Origin of the sequence: Streptomyces sp. NPDC046712 (assembly GCF_040645695.1) — a bacterium.
Lineage (GTDB): Bacteria > Actinomycetota > Actinomycetes > Streptomycetales > Streptomycetaceae > Streptomyces.
This window is the reverse complement of record NZ_JBEYYW010000003.1, coordinates 42778-62294: the sequence shown is the minus strand read 5'-3', so window position 1 is coordinate 62294 and position 19517 is coordinate 42778. Positions and strand designations below refer to the sequence as shown.

The following is a 19517-nucleotide window of genomic DNA, read 5'->3' as shown; positions in this document are numbered from 1 at the left end:
GGCCGGGGACGTGTCCTCTCGCACGACGGTGGCCGGGCCCGTGATCGGGCCCGGCCACCGTCGGCAACACGGTCAGGCGTTGGGACGCTTGCCGTGGTTCGCCTTCTTCTTCTTGCGGGCACGCTTCTTGTTGCCGCGCTTCGCCATGGGACTCCCTCTCGATAGGGGTTCTGCCCTGGCAAGCCTAGGTTCGGGCGCGGTGCGCCGCATCCGGTATGCGCGAGTCGACTACGGGCCCGCAGGCGCGGAGCGGCCCACCACCGTGCCCGCGCGGTCGATGCAGACGACGTCGACCGCGACCGGGGCTCCGCGCAGGACCGTGAGGGCCTCGTCGCGGGCGCGGGCGGCCACCAGGTCGCCGAGGGGGACGCCTGCGGCCTCGCAGAGGCGGAGGGCCGCCAGGCCCGTGTTCGCCGTGGCGATCTCCGCGGCGAGCGCATCGGACGCGCCGCCCGTGCGGGCCAGGTCGGCGAGGAACGGCTTGTCGACCTGGGAGCGGGCCGAGTGGAGGTCCAGGTGGCCCGCCGCCAGCTTGGAGAGCTTGGCGAAGCCGCCGCAGATGGTGAGGCGGTCGACCGGATGGCGGCGGATGTACTTCAGGACCGCGCCCGCGAAGTCGCCCATGTCGAGCAGGGCGATCTCCGGCAGGTCGTAGAGCGTCGTCACCGTCTTCTCGGACGTGGAGCCGGTGCAGCCCGCCACGTGGGTGAGACCGGCCGCGCGGGCCACGTCCACACCGCGGCGGATGGAGTCGATCCAGGCCGAGCAGGAGTACGGCACGACGATGCCGGTCGTCCCCAGGATGGACAGCCCGCCGAGGATGCCGATCCGCGGGTTCCAGGTGGAGCGGGCGATCTCCTCGCCGTGGTCGACGGAGACCGTGATCTCCACGTCGCCGGTGCCGCCGTGGGCCGCGGCGACCTCCGCCACGTGTGCGCGCATCATTTGCCGCGGGACCGGGTTGATCGCCGGCTCGCCGACCTCCAGGGGCAGGCCGGGCAGCGTCACCGTACCGACGCCCGGCCCGGCCCGGAAGACGACTCCGGAGCCGGCCGGGAGGATCCGTACCGTCGAGCGGACCAGCGCGCCGTGCGTGACGTCCGGGTCGTCGCCCGCGTCCTTCACGATCGCCGCCATGGCGTGGCCGGCCGCCAGCTCCTCGGCCGCCAGCGCGAACGAAGGGCGCCCGCCCTTCGGCAGCGTGATCGTCACGGGGTCGGGGAACTCGCCGCTCAGCAGCGCCGTGTACGCGGCCGTCGTCGCCGCCGTCGCGCAGGCACCGGTCGTCCAGCCGGGGCGCAGACCCGTGTGCTTGAGTTGGGCGTCGCGCCCGCCTGAACTCATGAAAGGGCTCCCGTGCACGTACTCATTCTCGGCGGGACCACCGAGGCCCGCGCCCTCGCCACGGCCCTGCACCCCGGCGTCCGCGTCACCAGCTCCCTCGCGGGACGCGTCGCCAGCCCCCGGTTGCCCGCGGGCGAGGTACGGGTCGGCGGCTTCGGCGGTGTCGAGGGGCTGGTCGACTGGGTGCGCGAGCACCACGTGGACGCGGTCATCGACGCCACCCATCCCTTCGCCGAGCGGATCAGCTTCAACGCGGCCCGGGCGGCCGCCACCGCCCATGTTCCCCTGCTCGCCCTGCGCCGCCCCGGCTGGGTCCCGGCCGAGGGGGACGACTGGCACCAGGTCGCCTCGCTGGAGGAGGCGGCGGGGGCGCTGAACGGTCTCGGGTGGGGGGACCTCCGAGGACGAAGTCCCAGGGGGAGGGTGTTCCTGACGACCGGCCGGATGGGCCTCGCCGCGTTCGCCGACTGCCCCCAGTGGTTCCTGGTCCGCTCCGTGGACGCCCCCGAACCCCCGATGCCGGCCCGCACGGAGATCCTCCTGGACCGCGGGCCCTTCACCCTCGACGGCGAACGGGATCTGCTCCGCCGGTACGCCATCGACGTCCTGGTCACGAAGGACAGCGGCGGCGCGGCGACGGCCCCGAAACTGACGGCCGCGCGCGAGGCCGGCATCCCGGTCGTGGTGGTCCGCCGCCCGCCGGTACCGGAGGGCGTACCGGTGGCGGCGACCTCCGAGGAGGCCGCCGCCTGGGTGTGGGCGGGGTGGGAGCTCAGCCCGCGTACGGGGCGAACTCGGTGACCTCGACCCAGGAGACGGAGTCGAGGTCCGTCACGGCGAGCGAGTTCTCCCAGTCGTCCACGGCCACGACGGCGTAGCGCACGGTCTCGCCGTCGCCCGGGACCGCCCGGAAGAAGGAGGTGGTCTCCTCGCCGAGCCACGCGATGCGCGAGAACATCCAGACGCCTTCGCCGTCCTCGCTCTCCAGCCACTCGCCCCGCAGCACCTCGTACCGCTTGAGGTCCGGCTCGGTGTTCGGCTCCCACTCCACGAGTTCGCCGTCCTCGCGCGCCGTCACCTTCAGACCGGCGACGGGCGCAGGGGCGACCAGGTCGCCCTCGGTCGTGACCGAAGCCTCGGCGGAGACCGGGGACTCGTTGCCGGCCCCGTCCACCGCCGCGACCGTGTACCGGTACGTCGTGCCGTACCTGACGGTCCCGTCGGTGCTGCTGGTGCCGGAGGCGGTCTTGAGGAACAGGCCGTCACGGTAGATGCGGTAGGAGACCACGTCCGTGTCGGCGGGGGCGGTCCAGTTCAGGATGATCCACCGGGGGTCGTCCACCACCGTCAGGCCGGTCGGCGCCGCGGACGCGTAGTCGCCGTGCGTGGCGGAGACGGCGGTCCGCGGGGAGGTGTTCCCGGCGGCATCGAGGGCGGAGACCCAGTAGGTGTAGCCGGTCCGCTCGGTGACGGCCGTGTCGTTCCAGGACGTCGCGGTCACCGTGGCGACCTGGGTGACCGGTTCGGTCGTCCCGGCGGCGGCTGTCCGCTGGCGGTGGACGAGGTACTTCGCCGCCCCGGGCACCGGCTGCCAGGCCAGGCCCACTCCGGCCTGCGCGTCGGTGACCGTCAGCCCGCCCGGCGCGGCCGGCGCCGTCCGGTCCACGCTCGCGACCGTCAGGTCCGCGCTGCCGACGGACTCCAGGCCCGCCTTGTCGACGGCGCGGACCTCGTAGAGGAACGATTCGCCGGTGGCAGGCGGGTAGTTCACGTACGAGGTGCCCGTGACCAGGGCCGTACCGCTGATCTTGGCCCAGGACGTCGTGGCCAGGCGGCGGTAGACGCGGTAGCCGGCGAGGTCCATCTCCTTGTTCGCCGCCCAGCGGAGGGTCGCCTTGTTGGCGACCCGGTCGTACGCGACGGTCGGGCCGGTCGGGGCGAGCGGGCGGACCGTATCGACGGTGGCCGTCGTGCGGGGCGCGTAGGAGAAGCTGACGTTCGCGTTGCCCGTCCAGGCCACGTAGTCCACGCGGATGGTGTGGCGTCCCGCCGGGACGGTGAGGTTGACGGTCTTGTACTGCGTCGTGGAGACGTTCCGCCACAGGTCGATCTTGCGCACCCCGTCGACGTACACGCGGATGCCGTCCTGCGTCGCGGCGGAGAACGCGAACGGTCCGCCGGAGCCGAAGTCGCGGGTGACGGACCACCGGACGGAGAAGTTGTCCCTGGGCAGGGTGACGCCGGCCGGGTCGCCGGTGCCGTAGTTCTCGGCTATGGCGGTGTCGCAGGCGGTCAGCTTGGGCGTGCCGCTGAACGAGGTGTTGGCGTAGTACTGCGCCGTCCAGACCGGGGACGTGCAGGTGACGGCCGCGGAGGCCGGGGTGGCGGTCAGCAGACCGCCGGCGGCGGTGAGGGCGGCCGTCGTGGCCAGCGCGCTCAGCCGAGTACGAGTCATCACAGAGAGAGGGGCCCTTTCCGGACCAACACGAAGCCAATGAGGTGTGGGGGAAGGGCGGTGCGGGTGGGGCCGGTGATCCGCCGGAGGGGGACTCTACCGCCCCCCCGCCGAACCCCGACCAGGGGTTTCGGCGGGGGCCGGGGAGCCGGAAGCCGACCGCGTCACCCGTACCGGCGCGGCGTCCAGGTGATCGTGCGGCCGTCGCCGCGTTCCACCGCGCGCGTCTGGGACGAGCCGATCAGGAGCAGCGTGCGCATGTCGACCTCGCTCGGCTCCAGGGTCTTCAGGGTGACGATCCGGACCGACTGCTCCGGGCCGCCCACGTCCCGTGCCACGACCACCGGCGTCTCGGGCGAACGGAGTTCGAGGAGCAGCTCGCGGGCGGCCGCCACCTGGTGGGTGCGGGACTTGGAACCCGGGTTGTAGAGCGCCAGGACCAGGTCCGCCTCCGCCGCCGCGCGCAGCCGGCCGGCGATGACGTCCCAGGGCTTGAGGCGGTCGGAGAGGGAGATGGTCGCGTAGTCGTGGCCGAGCGGCGCCCCCGCCGCGGCCGCCGCGGCGTTCGCCGCGGTCACGCCGGGCAGGACGCGCACGGGCACGTCCGCGTACCGCTCCTCCGAGGCCACCTCCAGGACCGCCGTCGCCATGGCGAAGACACCGGGGTCGCCGCCCGAGACGACCGCGACCCGGTGCCCGCGCCTGGCCAGGTCGAGCGCGAACTCGGCGCGCTCGGACTCGACCTTGTTGTCCGAGCCGTGCCGGCGCTGGCCGGGCCGCAGCACCGGGACCCGGTCGAGGTACGTGGTGTAGCCGACCAGGTCGTCGGCGTTCACCAGCGCACCGCGCGACTCCGGCGTCAGCCAGGGCGCGCCCGCCGGGCCGGTGCCCACGACGACGACCTCGCCCCGCTCGCGTACGGGCGGAACGGCGTCGATACGGGAGGGCAGTACGGCCACCGAGAAGTACGGGACGGTCTCCGGGTCCACCTCGGCGAGTTCGGAGGTCCGCTCGCCCGCCATGAACGCCCGCTCCACGTACCGCGCGTCCTCCAGGCGGCCCGCCCGCTCCAGGGCGCGCCGCACGGTCGGGAACGTCCGGCCGAGCTTCATCACGACCGCCGAGTCCGTGCCCGCCAGGCGGGCCGTCAGCTCGTCCTCCGGCAGCGTGCCGGGGATGATCGTCAGGACCTCCTCGGCCTCGCACAGCGGCTCGCCGAGCCGCGCGGCGGCCGCGCTGACCGAGGTGACGCCGGGGATGACGGTGGTGTCGTAGCGGTCCGCGAGCCGCTTGTGCATGTGCTGGTACGAGCCGTAGAAGAGCGGGTCGCCCTCGGCGAGCACGGCAACCGTGCGGCCCGCGTCCAGGTGCGCGGCGAGGCGGGCCGCCGCCTCCTCGTAGAAGTCGTCGAGCGCGCCCCGGTAGCCGCCGGGGTGGTCGGTGGTCTCCACCGTGAGCGGGTACATGAGCCGCTCCTCGATGTGGTCCTCGCGGAGGTGCTCCGCCGCGATGGAGCGCGCGATGGACCGGCCGTGGCGGGCCGAGTGGTACGCGACGACATCGGCCTCGGCGATGGCCTTCACCGCGGCCACCGTCATCAGGTTCGGGTCGCCGGGCCCGAGGCCGACTCCGTACAGCTTGCCGCTCATGCCTGGATCTCCGCTTCGGTCGCGATGGCGTTGATCGCGGCGGCGGTCATCGCACTGCCGCCGCGCCGGCCCCGTACGACGAGGTGGTCGAGACCCAGCTCCTGTCCCCGGTCCACGAGGGCGTCCTTGGACTCGGCGGCGCCGATGAAGCCGACCGGTATGCCGAGGACGGCGGCGGGGCGCGGCGCGCCCTTGGCGATCATCTCCAGCAGGTGGAAGAGGGCGGTGGGCGCGTTGCCGATGGCGACGACGGAGCCTTCGAGGCGGTCGCGCCAGAGTTCGAGGGCGGCGGCGCTGCGGGTGGTGCCGAGGTCGGCGGCGAGGCCGGGCACGGCCGGGTCGGAGAGGGTGCAGATCACCTCGTTGTCGGCGGGCAGCCGCTTGCGGGTGACTCCGCTGGCGACCATCTGCGCGTCGCAGAGGATCGGGGCGCCGGCGCGCAGCGCCTCCCGGGCGCGGGCGACGACCTGCGGCGAGTAGGCGATATCGCGTACGAGGTCGGTCATGCCGCAGGCGTGGATCATTCGCACCGCGACCTGGGCGACGTCGGCGGGGAGCCCCGCGAGGTCCGCCTCGGCGCGGATCGTGGCAAAGGACTGGCGGTAGATCTCCGCGCCGTCCTTCTCGTAGGCGAACATCGTGTCGTTCTCGCTCATCTCGTTGTACGGGTTGTGCGGGCCGTTGCGACTGCTTCGGTCAGGGAGGTACGGGGGGTGGGGACGCCGTTCACCAGGTAGGCGCCGTCGGCGCCGGCGAGGACGTCGACCCAGGTGCCGTCGGAGCGCTGGGGGTGGCCGCAGCGGCGCTCGCACCCGGAGTAGTGGACGGGGAGGCCCACGCGACCGGGCACGGCGTCGGCGCGGACGTCGGCGAGGGACTTGGCGCAGCCGGGGCGCCCGGTGCAGGCGCTGACGCCGGCCCAGGGGGAGTCGGGGCGGGTGATCAGCCCGTACGACTCGAGCTCGGCCAGCCGGTCCCCGGCCGTGGCCGCCGGCGTCCCGGCGACGACCACGCCCCGCCACGGGGTGAACCGCACCTCGTCCGCCGAGGCGGCCAGGGCGCGCAGCTGTTCGGCCGTCAGCCGGCCGAGGGGCGCGAGGACGTGGAGGGCGGTGGCGCCGAGGACTCCGGGGGCGGGCGGCTCGGCACCGGGGAGATCCGACGGGGGTACGGGCTCCGCCTCGATCCCGGCCCGGGCGAGGGCCCCTGCCAGGTCCGGCTCATGTCCCTCGGGCAGCTCCCGCACCCGCCAGGCCCCGTTCCCGGCGCCGCGGGCGGCTTCGAGGAATGCCTCGGCGGCGGCGAGCGCGGCACGGGGCGCGGCGCCGGCGTCAGCGGCGGCGACCCGGAAGACCTGGGCGCCGACGTGCAGGAGCGCGGTGGAGGCGCCTCGCGTGTCCGGGTCCCGGATCCCGTCCGCACCCTCGCCGTCCGCCGAGGACGCCGCTGCGATCAAGGTCACATCTCCGCCGAGGCCGGCCACATCCCCCCGCCCGTCGTCCAGGACGAAGAGGAATCGGCCGGAAAGCGCCGCCGTCCACTCCCGGGCGCACAGCAGCTCGTCCAGCTCGCGGGCCCACAACTGCACGGCGCCGTGGCCGAGTCCGTCGAGCCCGGCGGCCGGGGAGGCCACGATGTTGCGGACCCGCTCATGGGTCGGGGACGGCAGGAGACCGGCCGGGGCAAGCAGTTCCGCGAGCCTTGTCCCGCAGTCCTCCCCGAGGCCGCGCAGCTCCACGTTTCCCCGGGAGGTGACGCTGACCCGCCCGTCGCCCAGAACCTCCGCCGCGGTGGCCAGGACCTCGACCTGATGTGGCGTCAACAGGCCAGCGGGCAGGCGCAGTCGGGCCAGGCGGCCGTCGTCGGCGGGGTGCAGTCGGAGCGCCCCGGGGCAGGCGTCGCCACGGTCCCGTATGAGAGGTTCGCCCGGGTTGGGCGTGGCGGGTGGGGTGGGCGGCATGGCGGCGAGCATACCCACGTGAATCCGGCTGACCACCGGGTGTGATCCGGCCAACCCCCCGGCCTGCCGGGGGCAGGATCTACTATGCAGATCGGCATGGGGTCCCAGGACCCCGGGGAGGAAGCCCGGTGAGAATCCGGCGCGGTCCCGCCACTGTGAGCCAGGTCGCACCAGCGTCCCGGTGAGTCAGGAACTCCTGCCGTCCACACGACCACCCGGGGCGCGGACAACCCCGAGGAAGGCCTGCGCACGCATGCGAATTCTGTTGCTGTCGCACTCCGACACCGACCTGCTCAGCGCCCGCGCGGCCGGCGGCCCCGTCGAGTACCGGTTCGCCAACCCCTCCCGCCTCTCCATGGACGAGCTCCCCGGGCTCCTCGACGGCGCCGACCTCGTCCTCGTACGCCTCCTCGGCGGCCTGCGGGCCTGGGAGGAGGGACTTCAGGCGCTGCGGGCGGCGGAGAAGCCGCTGGTGGTGCTCTCCGGCGAACAGGCCCCCGACGCCCAGCTCATGGAGGCGTCCACCGTCCCCATCGGCGTCGCCACCGAGGCCCACGCCTACCTCGCGCACGGCGGCCCGGACAACCTGGAGCAGCTGGCGCGCTTCCTCTCCGACACCGTGCTGCTCACCGGCCACGGCTTCGAGGCCCCGGCCGCCGCGCCGACCTGGGGCCCGCTGGAGCGCGAGCCGCGCGTCACGGACGGCCCCGTCGTCGCCGTGCTCTACTACCGCGCCCACCACATGAGCGGGAACACCGCCTTCATCGGCTCCCTCTGCGAGGCGATCGAGGACGCCGGCGCCCGCGCCATGCCCCTGTACGTCGCGTCCCTGCGCGCCCCCGAGCCGGAGCTGCTCGACCGCCTGCGCGAGGCCGACGCGATCATCACCACCGTCCTCGCGGCCGGCGGCACCAGGCCCGCCGAGGCCCAGGCCGGCGGCGACGAGGAAGCCTGGGACGCGGGCGCGCTCGCCGCGCTCGACGTACCGATCCTGCAGGCGCTCTGCCTCACCGGCTCGCGCGCGGCCTGGGAGGAGAACGACGAGGGGCTGTCCCCGCTGGACGCCGCCAGCCAGGTCGCCGTCCCCGAGTTCGACGGCCGGCTCATCACCGTCCCGTTCTCCTTCAAGGAGATCGACGAGGACGGTCTGCCCGCCTATGTCGCCGACACCGAACGCGCGGCCCGCGTCGCCGGGATCGCCGTCCGCCACGCCCGCCTGCGGCACATCCCGAACGCCGAGAAGAAGCTCGCGCTCGTCCTCTCCGCGTACCCCACCAAGCACTCCCGGATCGGCAACGCGGTCGGCCTCGACACCCCCGCCTCCGCCGTCGCACTGCTTCGCCGCCTCCGCGCGGAGGGCTACGACTTCGGCCCGGTGGAGGAGATCCCCGGCCTCGTCTCCGGTGACGGCGACGAGCTGATCTACGCCCTGATCGAGGCCGGCGGCCACGACCAGGACTGGCTGACCGAGGAGCAGCTGGCGAAGAACCCGGTCCGCATCCCGGCCGCCGACTACAAGCGCTGGTACGCCGAACTCCCGCAGGAGCTGCGCGCCGAGGTCGAGGAGCACTGGGGGCCGCCGCCCGGCGAGATGTTCCTGGACCGGTCGCAGAACCCTGAGGGTGACATCGTGCTGGCCGCCCTGCGGCGCGGGAACCTGCTGATCCTCATCCAGCCGCCGCGCGGCTTCGGCGAGAACCCGATCGCGATCTACCACGACCCGGATCTCCCGCCGTCCCACCACTACCTGGCCGCCTACCGCTGGATCGCCGCGCGCGCCGAGGACGGCGGCTTCGGGGCGGACGCGATGGTCCACCTCGGCAAGCACGGCAACCTGGAGTGGCTGCCCGGCAAGAACGCGGGCCTGTCGGCCGCCTGCGGCCCGGACGCGGCGCTCGGCGACATCCCCCTGGTCTACCCGTTCCTCGTCAACGACCCGGGCGAGGGCACGCAGGCCAAGCGGCGCGTGCACGCGACGCTCGTCGACCACCTGGTGCCGCCGATGGCGCGCGCCGACTCGTACGGCGACATCGCGCGTCTGGAGCAGCTGCTCGACGAGTACGCGCAGATCTCCTCCATGGACCCGTCCAAGCTGCCCGCGATCCGCGCGCAGATCTGGACGCTGATCCAGGCCGCGAAGCTCGACCACGACCTGGGGCTCGAGGACCGCCCGGAGGACGACGGCTTCGACGACTTCCTGCTGCACGTCGACGGCTGGCTGTGTGAGGTCAAGGACGCGCAGATCAGGGACGGTCTGCATGTGCTCGGCGGGGCGCCGGTGGGCGAGGCGCGGGTCAACCTCGTGCTCTCGATCCTGCGCGCCCGGCAGATCTGGGGCGGCACGCAGGCGCTGCCGGGTCTGCGCGAGGCCCTCGGCCTGGACGAGTCGGCCGCGACCCGGACCACCGCCGACGAGGCGGAGGCGACGGCGCGCGCGCTGGTCGAGGCGATGGAGGCCGCGGACTGGTCCGTGGACGCCATCCCGACGGTCGCCGAAGCCCACGGTCCCGACGTCGCCGCCGTCCTGCGGTTCGCCTGCGAGCAGGTCGTCCCGCGGCTTGCCGCCACGACCGACGAACTCGCGCACGCCGTCCACGCGTTGGACGGCGGCTTCGTGCCGGCGGGCCCGTCCGGTTCGCCGCTGCGCGGACTGGTGAACGTGCTGCCGACCGGCCGCAACTTCTACTCCGTCGACCCCAAGGCCGTTCCCTCCCGCCTCGCGTGGGAGACCGGCCAGGCGCTCGCCGACTCGCTCCTGGAGCGCTACCGCTCCGACAACGGCGCGTGGCCGACCTCCGTCGGTCTCTCGCTGTGGGGGACGAGCGCGATGCGTACGGCGGGCGACGACGTGGCCGAGGCGCTGGCCCTCCTGGGCATCCGCCCCACCTGGGACGACGCCTCGCGCCGGGTGAACGGCCTGGAGCCGGTCCCGCTCGACGAGCTGGGCCGTCCGCGCATCGACGTCACGCTGCGCATCTCGGGCTTCTTCCGGGACGCGTTCCCGCACGTCATCGGGCTGCTCGACGACGCCGTACGGCTCGCCGCCTCGCTCGACGAGCCGGCCGAGCAGAACTACGTACGGGCGCACGCGCAGGCCGACCTGGCCGAGCACGGCGACGAGCGGCGGGCCACCACCCGTATCTTCGGCTCGCGGCCGGGCACGTACGGCGCGGGCATCCTCCAGCTGATCGACTCGCGCGACTGGCGTACGGACGCGGATCTCGCCGAGGTGTACACGGTCTGGGGCGGGTACGCCTACGGTCGCGGCCTCGAAGGCCGGGCGGCCCGTGCCGAGATGGAGACGGCGTACAAGCGGATCGCCGTCGCCGCGAAGAACACGGACACGCGCGAGCACGACATCGCCGACTCCGACGACTACTTCCAGTACCACGGCGGCATGGTGGCGACCGTCCGCGCGCTCACGGGCACGGCGCCCGAGGCGTACATCGGCGACTCGACCCGTCCGGAGACGGTCCGCACCCGCACGCTGGTCGAGGAGACGTCGAGGGTCTTCCGCGCCCGGGTGGTCAACCCGAAGTGGATCGAGGCGATGCGCCGCCACGGCTACAAGGGCGCGTTCGAGCTCGCCGCGACGGTCGACTACCTCTTCGGCTACGACGCGACGACCGGTGTGGTCGCCGACTGGATGTACGACAAGCTGACGGAGACGTACGTCCTGGACCCGGAGAACCAGGCCTTCCTGAGGGAGGCCAACCCCTGGGCCCTGCACGGCATCGCGGAACGCCTCCTGGAGGCGGAGTCCCGCGGCATGTGGGAGAAGCCGGACCCGGAGACCCTGGCGGCGCTGCGCCAGGTGTTCCTGGAGACGGAGGGCGACCTGGAGGACGGCGCGGAGGGCTGAGCCGCCGGCCCGCTGGTCATGATCCCGGTCCGCCGCACGCGCGTGTGGCGGACGGGGATGTGACCTGGGGTGGTGGGCCTGAGCGCCCACGGCGGTTCGAGCAGCCGCCGTTCACGCCGGACACCGTTGGCCTGCCCACGGCGTCAGTTCGAGCCGGCGGCCCCGGAAGCCCTGCCGGATGCGGCGGTCGTGGGTGACGATCACCAGCGTGCCCTCGAAGGTCGCCAGGGCCGCCTCCAGTTCCTCCACCAGGCCGGGGGCCAGGTGGTTGGTCGGTTCGTCGAGGAGGAGCAGGTCCGCCGGGCGGGTGACCAGGCGGGCCAGTTCCAGTTTCCGGCGCAGGCCCGTCGACAACTCCCGTACCGGTGTCGACAGATCCGCCGCGGCGAACAGCCCGAGCCGCAGCAGCTCCTCCTCCCGGCCCTCCCCGAACGCGGCCGCGACCGTCCGGGGGTCGTCGGGCAGCCGGGTGTCCTGGCGGAGCGTCCCGACCCGGGGCGGGGCGGTCACCGTCCCGCCGTCCGGGGTCAGTTCGCCCGCGAGGACCCTGAGCAGGGTGGTCTTGCCGGCGCCGTTCGGTCCCGTGACCAGGAGGCGCTCGCCGGGGGCCAGGTACAGGGAGTCCAGCCGCAGCCGCCCCTCCACCCGTACGTCGGTCAGCGCGACCGCGCCCGCCCGGCCGCCCTCGAAGGCCGCCGTGAACCGCAGCGGATCCGGCGGCGCCGCCACCGCGTTCTCGGTGAGCCGCTGCAGCCTCTCCCGGGCGGCCCGGATCCTGCTCATCGCGCCGTGCGCCCGTGACCGGGCGCGGAAGGCGCCCGCCCCGCTGAAGGCGGCCGGGGCCTTGCGCGGGATGGCGGAGAAGCGGTCGATGTTCGCGTCGGCGAGCGCCGCGTACCGGGCGGTCTCGGCCCGCCACTCCTCGTACTCCCGTTCCCACCGGGCCCGTTCGGCGGCCCGGCCGGCCAGATAGCCGGCGTAACCGTTCCCGTACCTGCGGACCGTACGCAGCTCGCCGTTCACCTCCAGTACGGCGGTCGTGACCCGGTCGAGGAAGACCCGGTCGTGGGTGACGGCGACGACCGTGCCCCGGTGGGTGCGCAGCCGCTCCTCCAGCCAGGCGACGGCCTCGTCGTCGAGGTCGTTGGTCGGCTCGTCGAGCAGCAGCAGTTCGGGGTCGGCCGCCAGGGTCGCGGCGAGCGCGAGCCGGGAGCGCTGCCCGCCGGAGAGCGTGCCGAGCGGGCGGTCGCGGTCGAGCGGCGCACGCTCGCCGAGCTGCCGCAGCGTCGTCTCGACCCGGCGGTCGGCGTCCAGCCCGCCGCGCGCCTCGTGCGCGGAGAGGAGGGCGGCGTACCCGTCGAGGTCCCCGGTCTCGTGGAGGTTCGCCTCGGCCGCGCGGATCGCCCGCTCCAGCTTCCGTACGTCGGCGAGCGCGAGGTCGACCGCGTCGCCGACGCGTGCGGTGCCCGGGAGGTCCAGGGTCTGGGCGAGGTGGCCCAGGCCGCCGGGGGATTCGACGGCGACGGTGCCGTTGTCGGGCGGCTCCAGGCCGGCGAGGAGCCGGAGGAAGGTGGATTTCCCGGAGCCGTTGTCGCCGACGACGCCGACGCGTTCGCCGGGCCGGACGGTGAGGGAGACCCGGTCGAGGACGAGCCGGTCGTCGTAGCGCTTGGTGACGTCGGTGAGTTGGACACGGAGCAAGGGCGGAATCCTTCGGTTGGACTTCAATGACGCGAGACGCGACGTCTCGTGTCATTGACGGTAGAGGACCGCTCGGCATTTCGCAAGACGCTGCGTCTCGTCAGTGTGCAGCTCGCCTCCGGAGCGATGGGTCGGCGCGAACCGGCCGCCGTGATGGAGGTCGATACGAGACAACTCATCGCCATCCGCGATGAGTTGGAGAGCGAGGGGCTCGCGGAGCGGCCGCCGGGACGACGCCGCGGACTGGCCGGCGGCGCGGACTCACGGGTCGGCCGGCCTCGCGGGTCGGCCGGCCTCGCGGGGTGGGCCGGCCTCGCGTACTACGCGGAGTCGCGGGCGCCCAGGACCCGTACCGCCTCCACGATCAGGTCCCAGAAGCCGGGGACGTCGACCTCCATGCCCACGTCCGCGTTGGCTGGGCGGCCCGTCACACCGTCCAGGTCCACGAGCGTCGCGCCGCGCGTGTACGTCCCCGCCAGCTCGATCGTCACCGCCGCCCGCACCAGGCTGATCAGCGACGGGTCGATCAGATGCGCCACGGTCAGCGGGTCGTGCAGCGGCGGCGCGTCGAAGCCGTAGACCTCGCGGTAGGTGGCGGCGAAGTAGGTCAGCAGCTGGATGCAGAGTTTGGCGAGCGGGGTGCCAAGCGCCGCGATACGGGAGATGACGTCCGGTGTCGCCCGGACCTGATGGGTGGCGTTGAGCCCGAACATCGTGATCGGCAGCCCGCTGCTGAAGACGATGTCCGCCGCCTCCGGGTCGCAGAGGATGTTGAACTCCGCGGCCGGGGTGGTGTTCCCGCGCCCGGTCGACCCGCCCATCAGTACGATCCGCTCGATCCGGTGGGTCAGCTCCGGATGGGCGAGCAGCAGCGTCGCGACGTTGGTCAGCGGTCCGGTCGGGACGAGGGTCACGGGCGCGGGCTGCGCGAGCAGGGTGTCCCGGATCAGGGTGAGGGCGTCGCGCGGGTCCTGCGGGACCTCCGGCTCCCCCTCGCCGAATCCGGGCCCGTCGAGCCCCGAGCCGCCGTGGATGTTCTCGCCGACCAGCGGCGTGCCGTGCAGCGGCCGGTCCCGGCCGGCCGCGATCGGCACCCCGTGGATCCCGGCGACGGCGCACACCCGGCGGGCGTTGAGGGTGGTCTTCTCCACCGTCTGATTGCCCGCCACGGTGGTGATGGCCAGCAGGTCGACGGCCGGATGCGCCGCCGCCAGCAGGATGTTGAAGGCGTCGTCGTGACCGGGATCGCAGTCGAGGATCACGGGTACCGGCATACGTCCACCGTCCCACACGGCCGCCCCGCCGTCACGAGTCCTCGGCGTCCCGCGCCGCCTTCGCGGCGGCGGCTCCGTCCGCCCCGTCCGTCGCCCTTCCGGCGCTGCCGGTCGGCGCCGTGCTGCCCTGGGCGTTCTTCAGGGTCCCCCGAAGGGGTGCGGCCGCGCGTCTCGAACACTGCGTATTGTTCTAGTAGAGTGCGAACAAGGAGGTTTTCATGAACCATGCCACCGCCCGTCTACGGGCGCTCGCCGCACTGCCGTTCCTGCTCGCACTCGCGCTCCACCTGACCCTGTTCGGTCTCTGGAGCGATCGGCTGCCCGATCCGATGGCCACGCACTTCTCCACCGAGGGTGGCGGTCGCGCCGACGGCTGGACCGGCCTGACGGCCTTCGTCCTCCTCAGCTCCGGACTGCTCCTCGGCCTGGGGACCGGCTGGACCGCGCTCGTCCGGCGCGGCGCGCTCTGGGGTGCCTGGCTGACCGCCGGTGCCGTGGGAACGCTGATGGTCCTGCTCGTACGGGACAACCTCGACGCGGCCGACGCCGCCGACGTCGTCTCCCCGCTGGCCAACCTCACGGTGGCGGCGGGCGTGGGCGGGGTCGCGGCGCTGGCGGGGTGGGCGCTGGCCCGTCTCGTACCGGACGGGCCTTCCGCGTCCGAGCAGCCCGGGCCGGTGGAGACGCTTCCGCTCGGCCCGGGCGAGGCCGCCGGCTGGTCGCGCGGCACGGGCTCGCGTCCGATGACCGCCGTGGGCGCGGTGCTGGTGGTGGCCGGGCCGGTTCTGCTGCTCCTGGCGCCGTGGGCGGTCGGGCTCGTCGTCTGCGCCGCCGGAGCGCTCGTCATCGGCATGTCCCAGGTCCGCGTCACCGTCGACCGGCGCGGGTTGAGCCTGCGCCCGGCCCTCTCGCCCTGGCCCCGCGTCCGGGTTCCGCTCGACGAGGTCGCGAGCGCGCGTGCCCGGGAGATCGACGCGCTCGCGGAGTTCGGTGGCTGGGGCTACCGCGTCCGGGCCCGCCGCACCGGCCTGGTGCTGCGCTCGGGCGAGGCGCTGGTCGTACGGCGGGACGGCGGCCGGGAGTTCGCGGTCACCGTGTCCGACGCGCGGACGGCGGCGGCCCTGTTGAACACGCTGGCCGCCCGGCGTGGGAGGGTCTGACCATGCTCTTCCGGGTCGACCCCGCCTCCGCCGTACCCCTCGGCGACCAGATCGCCGCGTGTGTCCGCGGGGCCCTCGCCGACGGCTCGGCGACCCCCGGCGAACGCCTCCCGGCGGCCCGGGAGCTCGCCGACTCGCTGGGCGTCAACGTCCACACCGTCCTGCGCGGCTACCAGCGCCTGCGCGAGGAGGGCCTGATCGAACTCCGCCGCGGCCGTGGCGCGGTCATCGTCCCGGACGCGACAGTGCGGGGGCGGGTGGGGCTGGTGGAGCGCGTGCGGGAGGTGGTGACGGAGGCGAGAACCCTGGGCCTGACGGACGACGACCTCCTGACCCTCGTCCGAACGGCCCTCTCGACCTGACCCTCGTCCGAGCGGCCGTCTCGACCTGACCCTCGTCCGAGCGGCCGTCTCGACCTGGCTCTTGTCAAAGCGGCCGTCACCTGGCTCTCGCCCGAACGGCCGTCTCGACCTGACTCTCGTCAGAGCGGCCGTCTCGACCTGACTCTCGTCGACCGACCCTCACGACCCGACCGTCCTCAGAGCCTTGCTCTCGCCCCCTTACGGCCTGCGCCCCTCCGCCCCGCCGGCGGCGGGCCAGGCGTCCGGGACGACGTGGCCCGGGGGTCAGCCGAGCGTGCGGATCGGGGCCCCCGTCAGGAACGCCTCGATGTCCTCGACCGTCTGCCCGAAGTAGCGGGCGTAGTTCCCCTCCGTCACGTACCCCAGGTGCGGCAGCGCCAAGACGTTCGGCAGCGACCGCAGTGGGTCGTCGGCCGCCAGCGGTTCCGTGGGGAAGACGTCCAGACCCGCCCCCGCGATCCGGCCTTCCCGCAGCGCCCGCAGCAGCGCCTCACCGTCCACCAGGCCAGCCCGCGAGGTGTTGACCAGGTACGCGGACGGGCGCATCGCGCCCAGCTCGGCCTCACCGATCAGCCCGTGCGTCCGCTCGGACAGCACCATGTGCAGCGACACGAAGTCCGCGCGCTCCAGCAGCTCCCGCTTGCCCGGTGCGAGCGCGACCCCGTGCTCGGCGGCCCGCTCCTCCGTCAGGTTCGGGCTCCAGGCCAGGACGTCCATGCCGAAGGCGAGACCGACGCGGGCGACCCGGGCGCCGATCTTGCCGAGGCCCACGAGACCCAGCGTCCGCCCGGCCAGATCCGCCCCGACCGTCGACTGCCACGGCCCGCCCTCGCGCAGCGCCTGCGCTTCGGTCCGTACGTGCCGTGCGAGGCCCAGAATCAGCGCCCAGGTCAGTTCGGCGGGCGGCTCGGAGCTGCTCGCCGTACCGCACACGGTGATTCCCAGACCGGACGCGGCGGCCAGGTCGATCGACGCGTTGCGCATCCCGGACGTCACGATCAGCCGCAGTCGGGGCAGCCGCTTCAGCAACTCGGCGTCCATCGGCGTCCGTTCCCGCATGACGACGACGATCTCGCAGTCCTCGATCGCGGCGACGAGCGCGTCCCGGTCGGTCAGGTGTTCGCGCAGCACCCGGACGTCGACGCGTCCGGCGAGCGGACTCCAGTCGGCGGAGGAGAGGGCGACGCCCTGGTAGTCGTCGAGTACGGCGCAACGCAGCTTCGTGACCATGCCGCCATGATCGCGCAGCTCACGATCGTACGACAGGGCTTTCCGCTCCGCTCACCGCTGCTGCGGCAGCCGGGTGAGCCGGGCGGCCCGGAGCGACAAACGCCCCGCTGGGACACAGAATTGGGCTGGTTCGTCTAGGTATGAGCAGTACGAGGAGAGCGGAGAGTGCATGACCAGCTCCATGGACCTCCCCGCCGGTGTGCTCCACCGGCTCCAGTCGCTCTCCCACGGCGCCACCGGCCCCGGTGCGCGTCCCGTCATCGCCGACGGCGAGGCGATCGCCGCAGAGAGGATCGTGCTCCAGGTGTACTGCCCCGACACGGTCGACGACTTCGACGAGAGCGTCGACGAGAGCGTCGACGACCTCACGACCGACGCGACGGTACGGCGATGAGCACGCCGGGCCCCTCAGGGGAACTGGAGGCGCTGCGGGCGCGGGTCGCCGCCCTGGAGGCGGAGACCGCGCGGCCGCGTGCGCCCCGCCACCGGCTGCGCTCCTTCTTCGCCGCGCTGCTGATCGTCCTCGGCTGCGTCCTCGCCCCGCTGGGCATCGTCGCCGCCTGGACGGCCGACGAGGTGGGCGACACCGACCGTTACGTCGCCACGGTCGCGCCGCTCGCCTCCGACCCGGACGTCCAGGCCGCCGTCACCAACCGCGTCACCGGCGCGGTCATGGAGCACATCGACCTCAAGGACCTCCTGGAGGGCGTGGCCCCCGAACAACGCCCGCTCCTGGAGAAGGCCCTGGGCCGGCTCGGCGACTCCCTGGAGGGCGCCGTCCGGAGCTTCGTCCACGACAAGACGCAGGAGATCGTCGCCTCCGACGCCTTCGAGACGGTCTGGACCGACGCCAACCGGGCGATCCACACCTCGGTGGTCCGCGCCCTGACCGGCAGCGGCGAGGGCGCGGTGCAGATCAAGAACGACACGGTGACGCTCGACCTCGCGCCGGTCATCGAACGGGTCAAGCAACGCCTGGTCGAGTCCGGCCTCACGGTCGCCGAGAAGATCCCCGACGTGCACACCGACTTCACGATCCTGAAGTCCGACGACATCGGAAAGGTGAAGACCGGCTTCCGGCTCCTTCAGCTCATGGGCTTCTGGCTGCCGGTCCTGGCCGTCCTGCTCGCCGCGGCCGGTGTCCTGCTCTCCGCCCACCGGCGCCGCTCCCTGATCGCCGCCGCCCTCGGCTTCGCCGCGGCGGCGCTGATCCTCGGCATCGGTCTGACCGTCTTCCGCGCGGTCTATCTCAACGCCCTGCCGGACACGGTCTCGCAGGCCGCGGCCGGCTCCGTCTACGACGCCATGGTCCGGCTCCTGCGGACGACGATCCGGATGGTCGTGGTCCTCGGCGTGGTCCTCGCCCTCGCGGCCTGGCTCTCCGGCCCCGGCCGATACGCCACGGTGGTCCGCCAGTTGTGGCACTCGGGCATCGCGGCCACGCGCGCCACGGCCGACCACGTGGGCCTGCGCACGGGCCCGGTCGGCCCGTTCGTCGCCCGCCACCGGACCTGGATCACCTGGATCCTGGTGGCCGCGGCGGTGGTGACGTACGTCCTCTGGAGTCATCCGACGGGCTGGGTCGTCCTGGGCCTGGCGCTGACGCTGCTGTTCGTGCTGGCGGTGACGGAGTTCCTGGCGGACGAGGAGCGGGAGCGGGAGCGGGAGCCCGCGTGAGGTTCACTCCCCTATCCGGACGAGCGCGAGGGTGATGTTGTCGGGCCCGCCGGCCTCGATGGCGGCCTTCCACAGCTCGAAGGCCGCCTTGCCGTCGTCGTGCACCCGCAGCAGGTCCTCGATCTCCTCGTCGGGCACCGGGTCGGTGAGCCCGTCGCTGCACACCAGGTAGCGATCGCCCGTGGACAGGGGGAAGGCCGCGACATGGGGTGAGACGGCGTTGTACGAGTGGCTGCCGCCGAGGGTCTGGGTCACGGCCGAGGTGGTGCGGTGTCCGGGCGCGGGCGGCGGGCTGTCGTCCACGCTGACCTGGCGCAGCCCGCTCCGCGCCGCGTGGAACACCTTGCTGTCGCCGACGTTGAACGACAGCAGCGACTCCTCCAGGACGAGCGTGCCCGCCACCGTGGTCCCCATGGTGGCCAGCTCGGGCCGGCCGTCGGCGGCCGCGTACACGGCCCGGTTGCACAGGTCCAGCGCCTCGCCGATGGTCTCCGTACCGACCAGCTCGGGGCCGAGCGCCGCGAGCCGGCGGACGACCAGCGCACTGGCCACCTCACCGGCAGGCTGCCCGCCGAGACCGTCGGCCACGGCGACGAGGAGCGGCCGGTCGAGGGGGAACAGCATCGTCTGGGGGCTCTCGGTCACGGTCCCGCACAGCGTCCACGGCCCGACGACGAGGCTGTCCTCGTTGTGGTCGCGCAGCAGCCCCGCATGGCTCAGGGCGGTCACGGCTATGTACGGCACCACGGCGTCCGCCTCCTCCGCACGCGCTCCTCGCGTCCGCCTCACCTCCCATTGTCCCGCGCGGACTCCCCGGCATGCGGGGCGCGGCCCGCCGTCGCA

The 19517-nt window shown here is 73.6% G+C and carries 16 protein-coding genes and 1 riboswitch; of the genes, 7 read left to right on the top strand and 9 right to left on the bottom strand.

Annotated elements, in window-relative coordinates:
* Nucleotides 1-228: 228 nt before the first annotated feature.
* Nucleotides 229-1344 (bottom strand): cobalt-precorrin-5B (C(1))-methyltransferase, encoded by a 1116-nt coding sequence (locus ABZ939_RS04760; RefSeq protein WP_361849329.1) that lies wholly within the window; start codon nt 1342-1344, stop codon nt 229-231.
* 12 nt (nt 1345-1356) lie between these two features.
* Between ABZ939_RS04760 and ABZ939_RS04755 the strand changes: the two genes are divergently transcribed.
* The gene (locus ABZ939_RS04755) at nt 1357-2145 is read left to right on the top strand and encodes a cobalt-precorrin-6A reductase (protein ID WP_361849326.1); all 789 of its coding nucleotides are present in this window, start codon (nt 1357-1359) and stop codon (nt 2143-2145) included.
* On the opposite strand, the gene ABZ939_RS04750 is transcribed toward ABZ939_RS04755, so the two are convergent.
* The 4 genes from ABZ939_RS04750 to ABZ939_RS04735 form a co-directional block, all read right to left on the bottom strand.
* A complete protein-coding gene (locus tag ABZ939_RS04750) occupies nt 2117-3799 on the bottom strand; it encodes a PA14 domain-containing protein (RefSeq protein ID WP_361849323.1) in 1683 nt (560 codons plus the stop codon). The genes ABZ939_RS04755 and ABZ939_RS04750 overlap by 29 nt on opposite strands.
* A gap of 164 nt (nt 3800-3963) precedes the next feature.
* Nucleotides 3964-5448, bottom strand: a complete 1485-nt coding sequence (locus ABZ939_RS04745) for a precorrin-2 C(20)-methyltransferase (RefSeq protein ID WP_361849320.1) — start codon at nt 5446-5448, stop codon at nt 3964-3966.
* Nucleotides 5445-6086 carry a precorrin-8X methylmutase gene (locus tag ABZ939_RS04740; RefSeq protein ID WP_361849960.1) on the bottom strand — a complete coding sequence of 214 codons (642 nt, stop codon included), beginning with the start codon at nt 6084-6086 and terminating at the stop codon, nt 5445-5447. The genes ABZ939_RS04745 and ABZ939_RS04740 overlap by 4 nt, the downstream gene beginning before the upstream one ends.
* A 14-nt stretch (nt 6087-6100) precedes the next feature.
* Nucleotides 6101-7420 carry a cobalamin biosynthesis protein CobG gene (locus tag ABZ939_RS04735; RefSeq protein WP_361849958.1) on the bottom strand — a complete coding sequence of 440 codons (1320 nt, stop codon included), beginning with the start codon at nt 7418-7420 and terminating at the stop codon, nt 6101-6103.
* 65 nt (nt 7421-7485) lie between these two features.
* Nucleotides 7486-7625: riboswitch (cobalamin riboswitch) on the top strand.
* Between the two features lie 36 nt (nt 7626-7661).
* Here ABZ939_RS04735 and cobN point away from each other — a divergent pair.
* Complete coding sequence (gene cobN / locus ABZ939_RS04730; RefSeq protein ID WP_361849317.1) at nt 7662-11270, top strand: cobaltochelatase subunit CobN; 3609 nt, start codon at nt 7662-7664, stop codon at nt 11268-11270.
* 111 nt (nt 11271-11381) lie between these two features.
* Here the strand turns inward: cobN and abc-f are convergent, their stop codons facing one another.
* Together abc-f and ABZ939_RS04720 are read right to left on the bottom strand one after the other, a co-directional pair.
* Entirely contained in the window at nt 11382-12971 is a 1590-nt protein-coding gene (gene abc-f / locus ABZ939_RS04725) for a ribosomal protection-like ABC-F family protein (protein WP_361849314.1), read from the bottom strand.
* A 320-nt stretch (nt 12972-13291) separates the two neighbouring features.
* Nucleotides 13292-14245: a nucleoside hydrolase gene (locus ABZ939_RS04720; protein WP_361849311.1), complete on the bottom strand. Its 954-nt coding sequence runs from the start codon at nt 14243-14245 to the stop codon at nt 13292-13294.
* Between the two features lie 218 nt (nt 14246-14463).
* On the opposite strand from ABZ939_RS04720, the gene ABZ939_RS04715 reads away from it, so the two are divergent.
* Together ABZ939_RS04715 and ABZ939_RS04710 are read left to right on the top strand one after the other, a co-directional pair.
* Entirely contained in the window at nt 14464-15405 is a 942-nt protein-coding gene (locus ABZ939_RS04715) for a hypothetical protein (RefSeq protein WP_361849308.1), read from the top strand.
* 2 nt (nt 15406-15407) lie between these two features.
* Nucleotides 15408-15767 carry a GntR family transcriptional regulator gene (locus ABZ939_RS04710; protein WP_361849305.1) on the top strand — a complete coding sequence of 120 codons (360 nt, stop codon included), beginning with the start codon at nt 15408-15410 and terminating at the stop codon, nt 15765-15767.
* 264 nt (nt 15768-16031) lie between these two features.
* On the opposite strand, the gene ABZ939_RS04705 is transcribed toward ABZ939_RS04710, so the two are convergent.
* Nucleotides 16032-16997, bottom strand: coding sequence for a D-2-hydroxyacid dehydrogenase family protein (locus tag ABZ939_RS04705; RefSeq protein WP_361849302.1), 966 nt, complete (start codon nt 16995-16997; stop codon nt 16032-16034).
* Between the two features lie 6 nt (nt 16998-17003).
* Here ABZ939_RS04705 and ABZ939_RS04700 point away from each other — a divergent pair, with 6 nt between their 5' ends.
* The 3 genes from ABZ939_RS04700 to ABZ939_RS04690 are packed head-to-tail and all read left to right on the top strand — an operon-like array spanning nt 17004 to nt 18674.
* Nucleotides 17004-17135 carry a hypothetical protein gene (locus tag ABZ939_RS04700; RefSeq protein WP_361849299.1) on the top strand — a complete coding sequence of 44 codons (132 nt, stop codon included), beginning with the start codon at nt 17004-17006 and terminating at the stop codon, nt 17133-17135.
* 31 nt (nt 17136-17166) lie between these two features.
* Nucleotides 17167-17391, top strand: coding sequence for a hypothetical protein (locus ABZ939_RS04695; protein WP_361849297.1), 225 nt, complete (start codon nt 17167-17169; stop codon nt 17389-17391).
* On the top strand, nt 17388-18674 hold the full coding sequence (locus tag ABZ939_RS04690) for a hypothetical protein (RefSeq protein WP_361849295.1): 1287 nt from the start codon (nt 17388-17390) through the stop codon (nt 18672-18674). Before ABZ939_RS04695 ends, ABZ939_RS04690 begins: the two co-directional genes overlap by 4 nt.
* Nucleotides 18675-18677: 3 nt before the next feature.
* On the opposite strand, the gene ABZ939_RS04685 is transcribed toward ABZ939_RS04690, so the two are convergent.
* Entirely contained in the window at nt 18678-19418 is a 741-nt protein-coding gene (locus ABZ939_RS04685; protein ID WP_361849956.1) for a PP2C family serine/threonine-protein phosphatase, read from the bottom strand.
* Between the last annotated feature and the right edge of the window lie 99 nt (nt 19419-19517).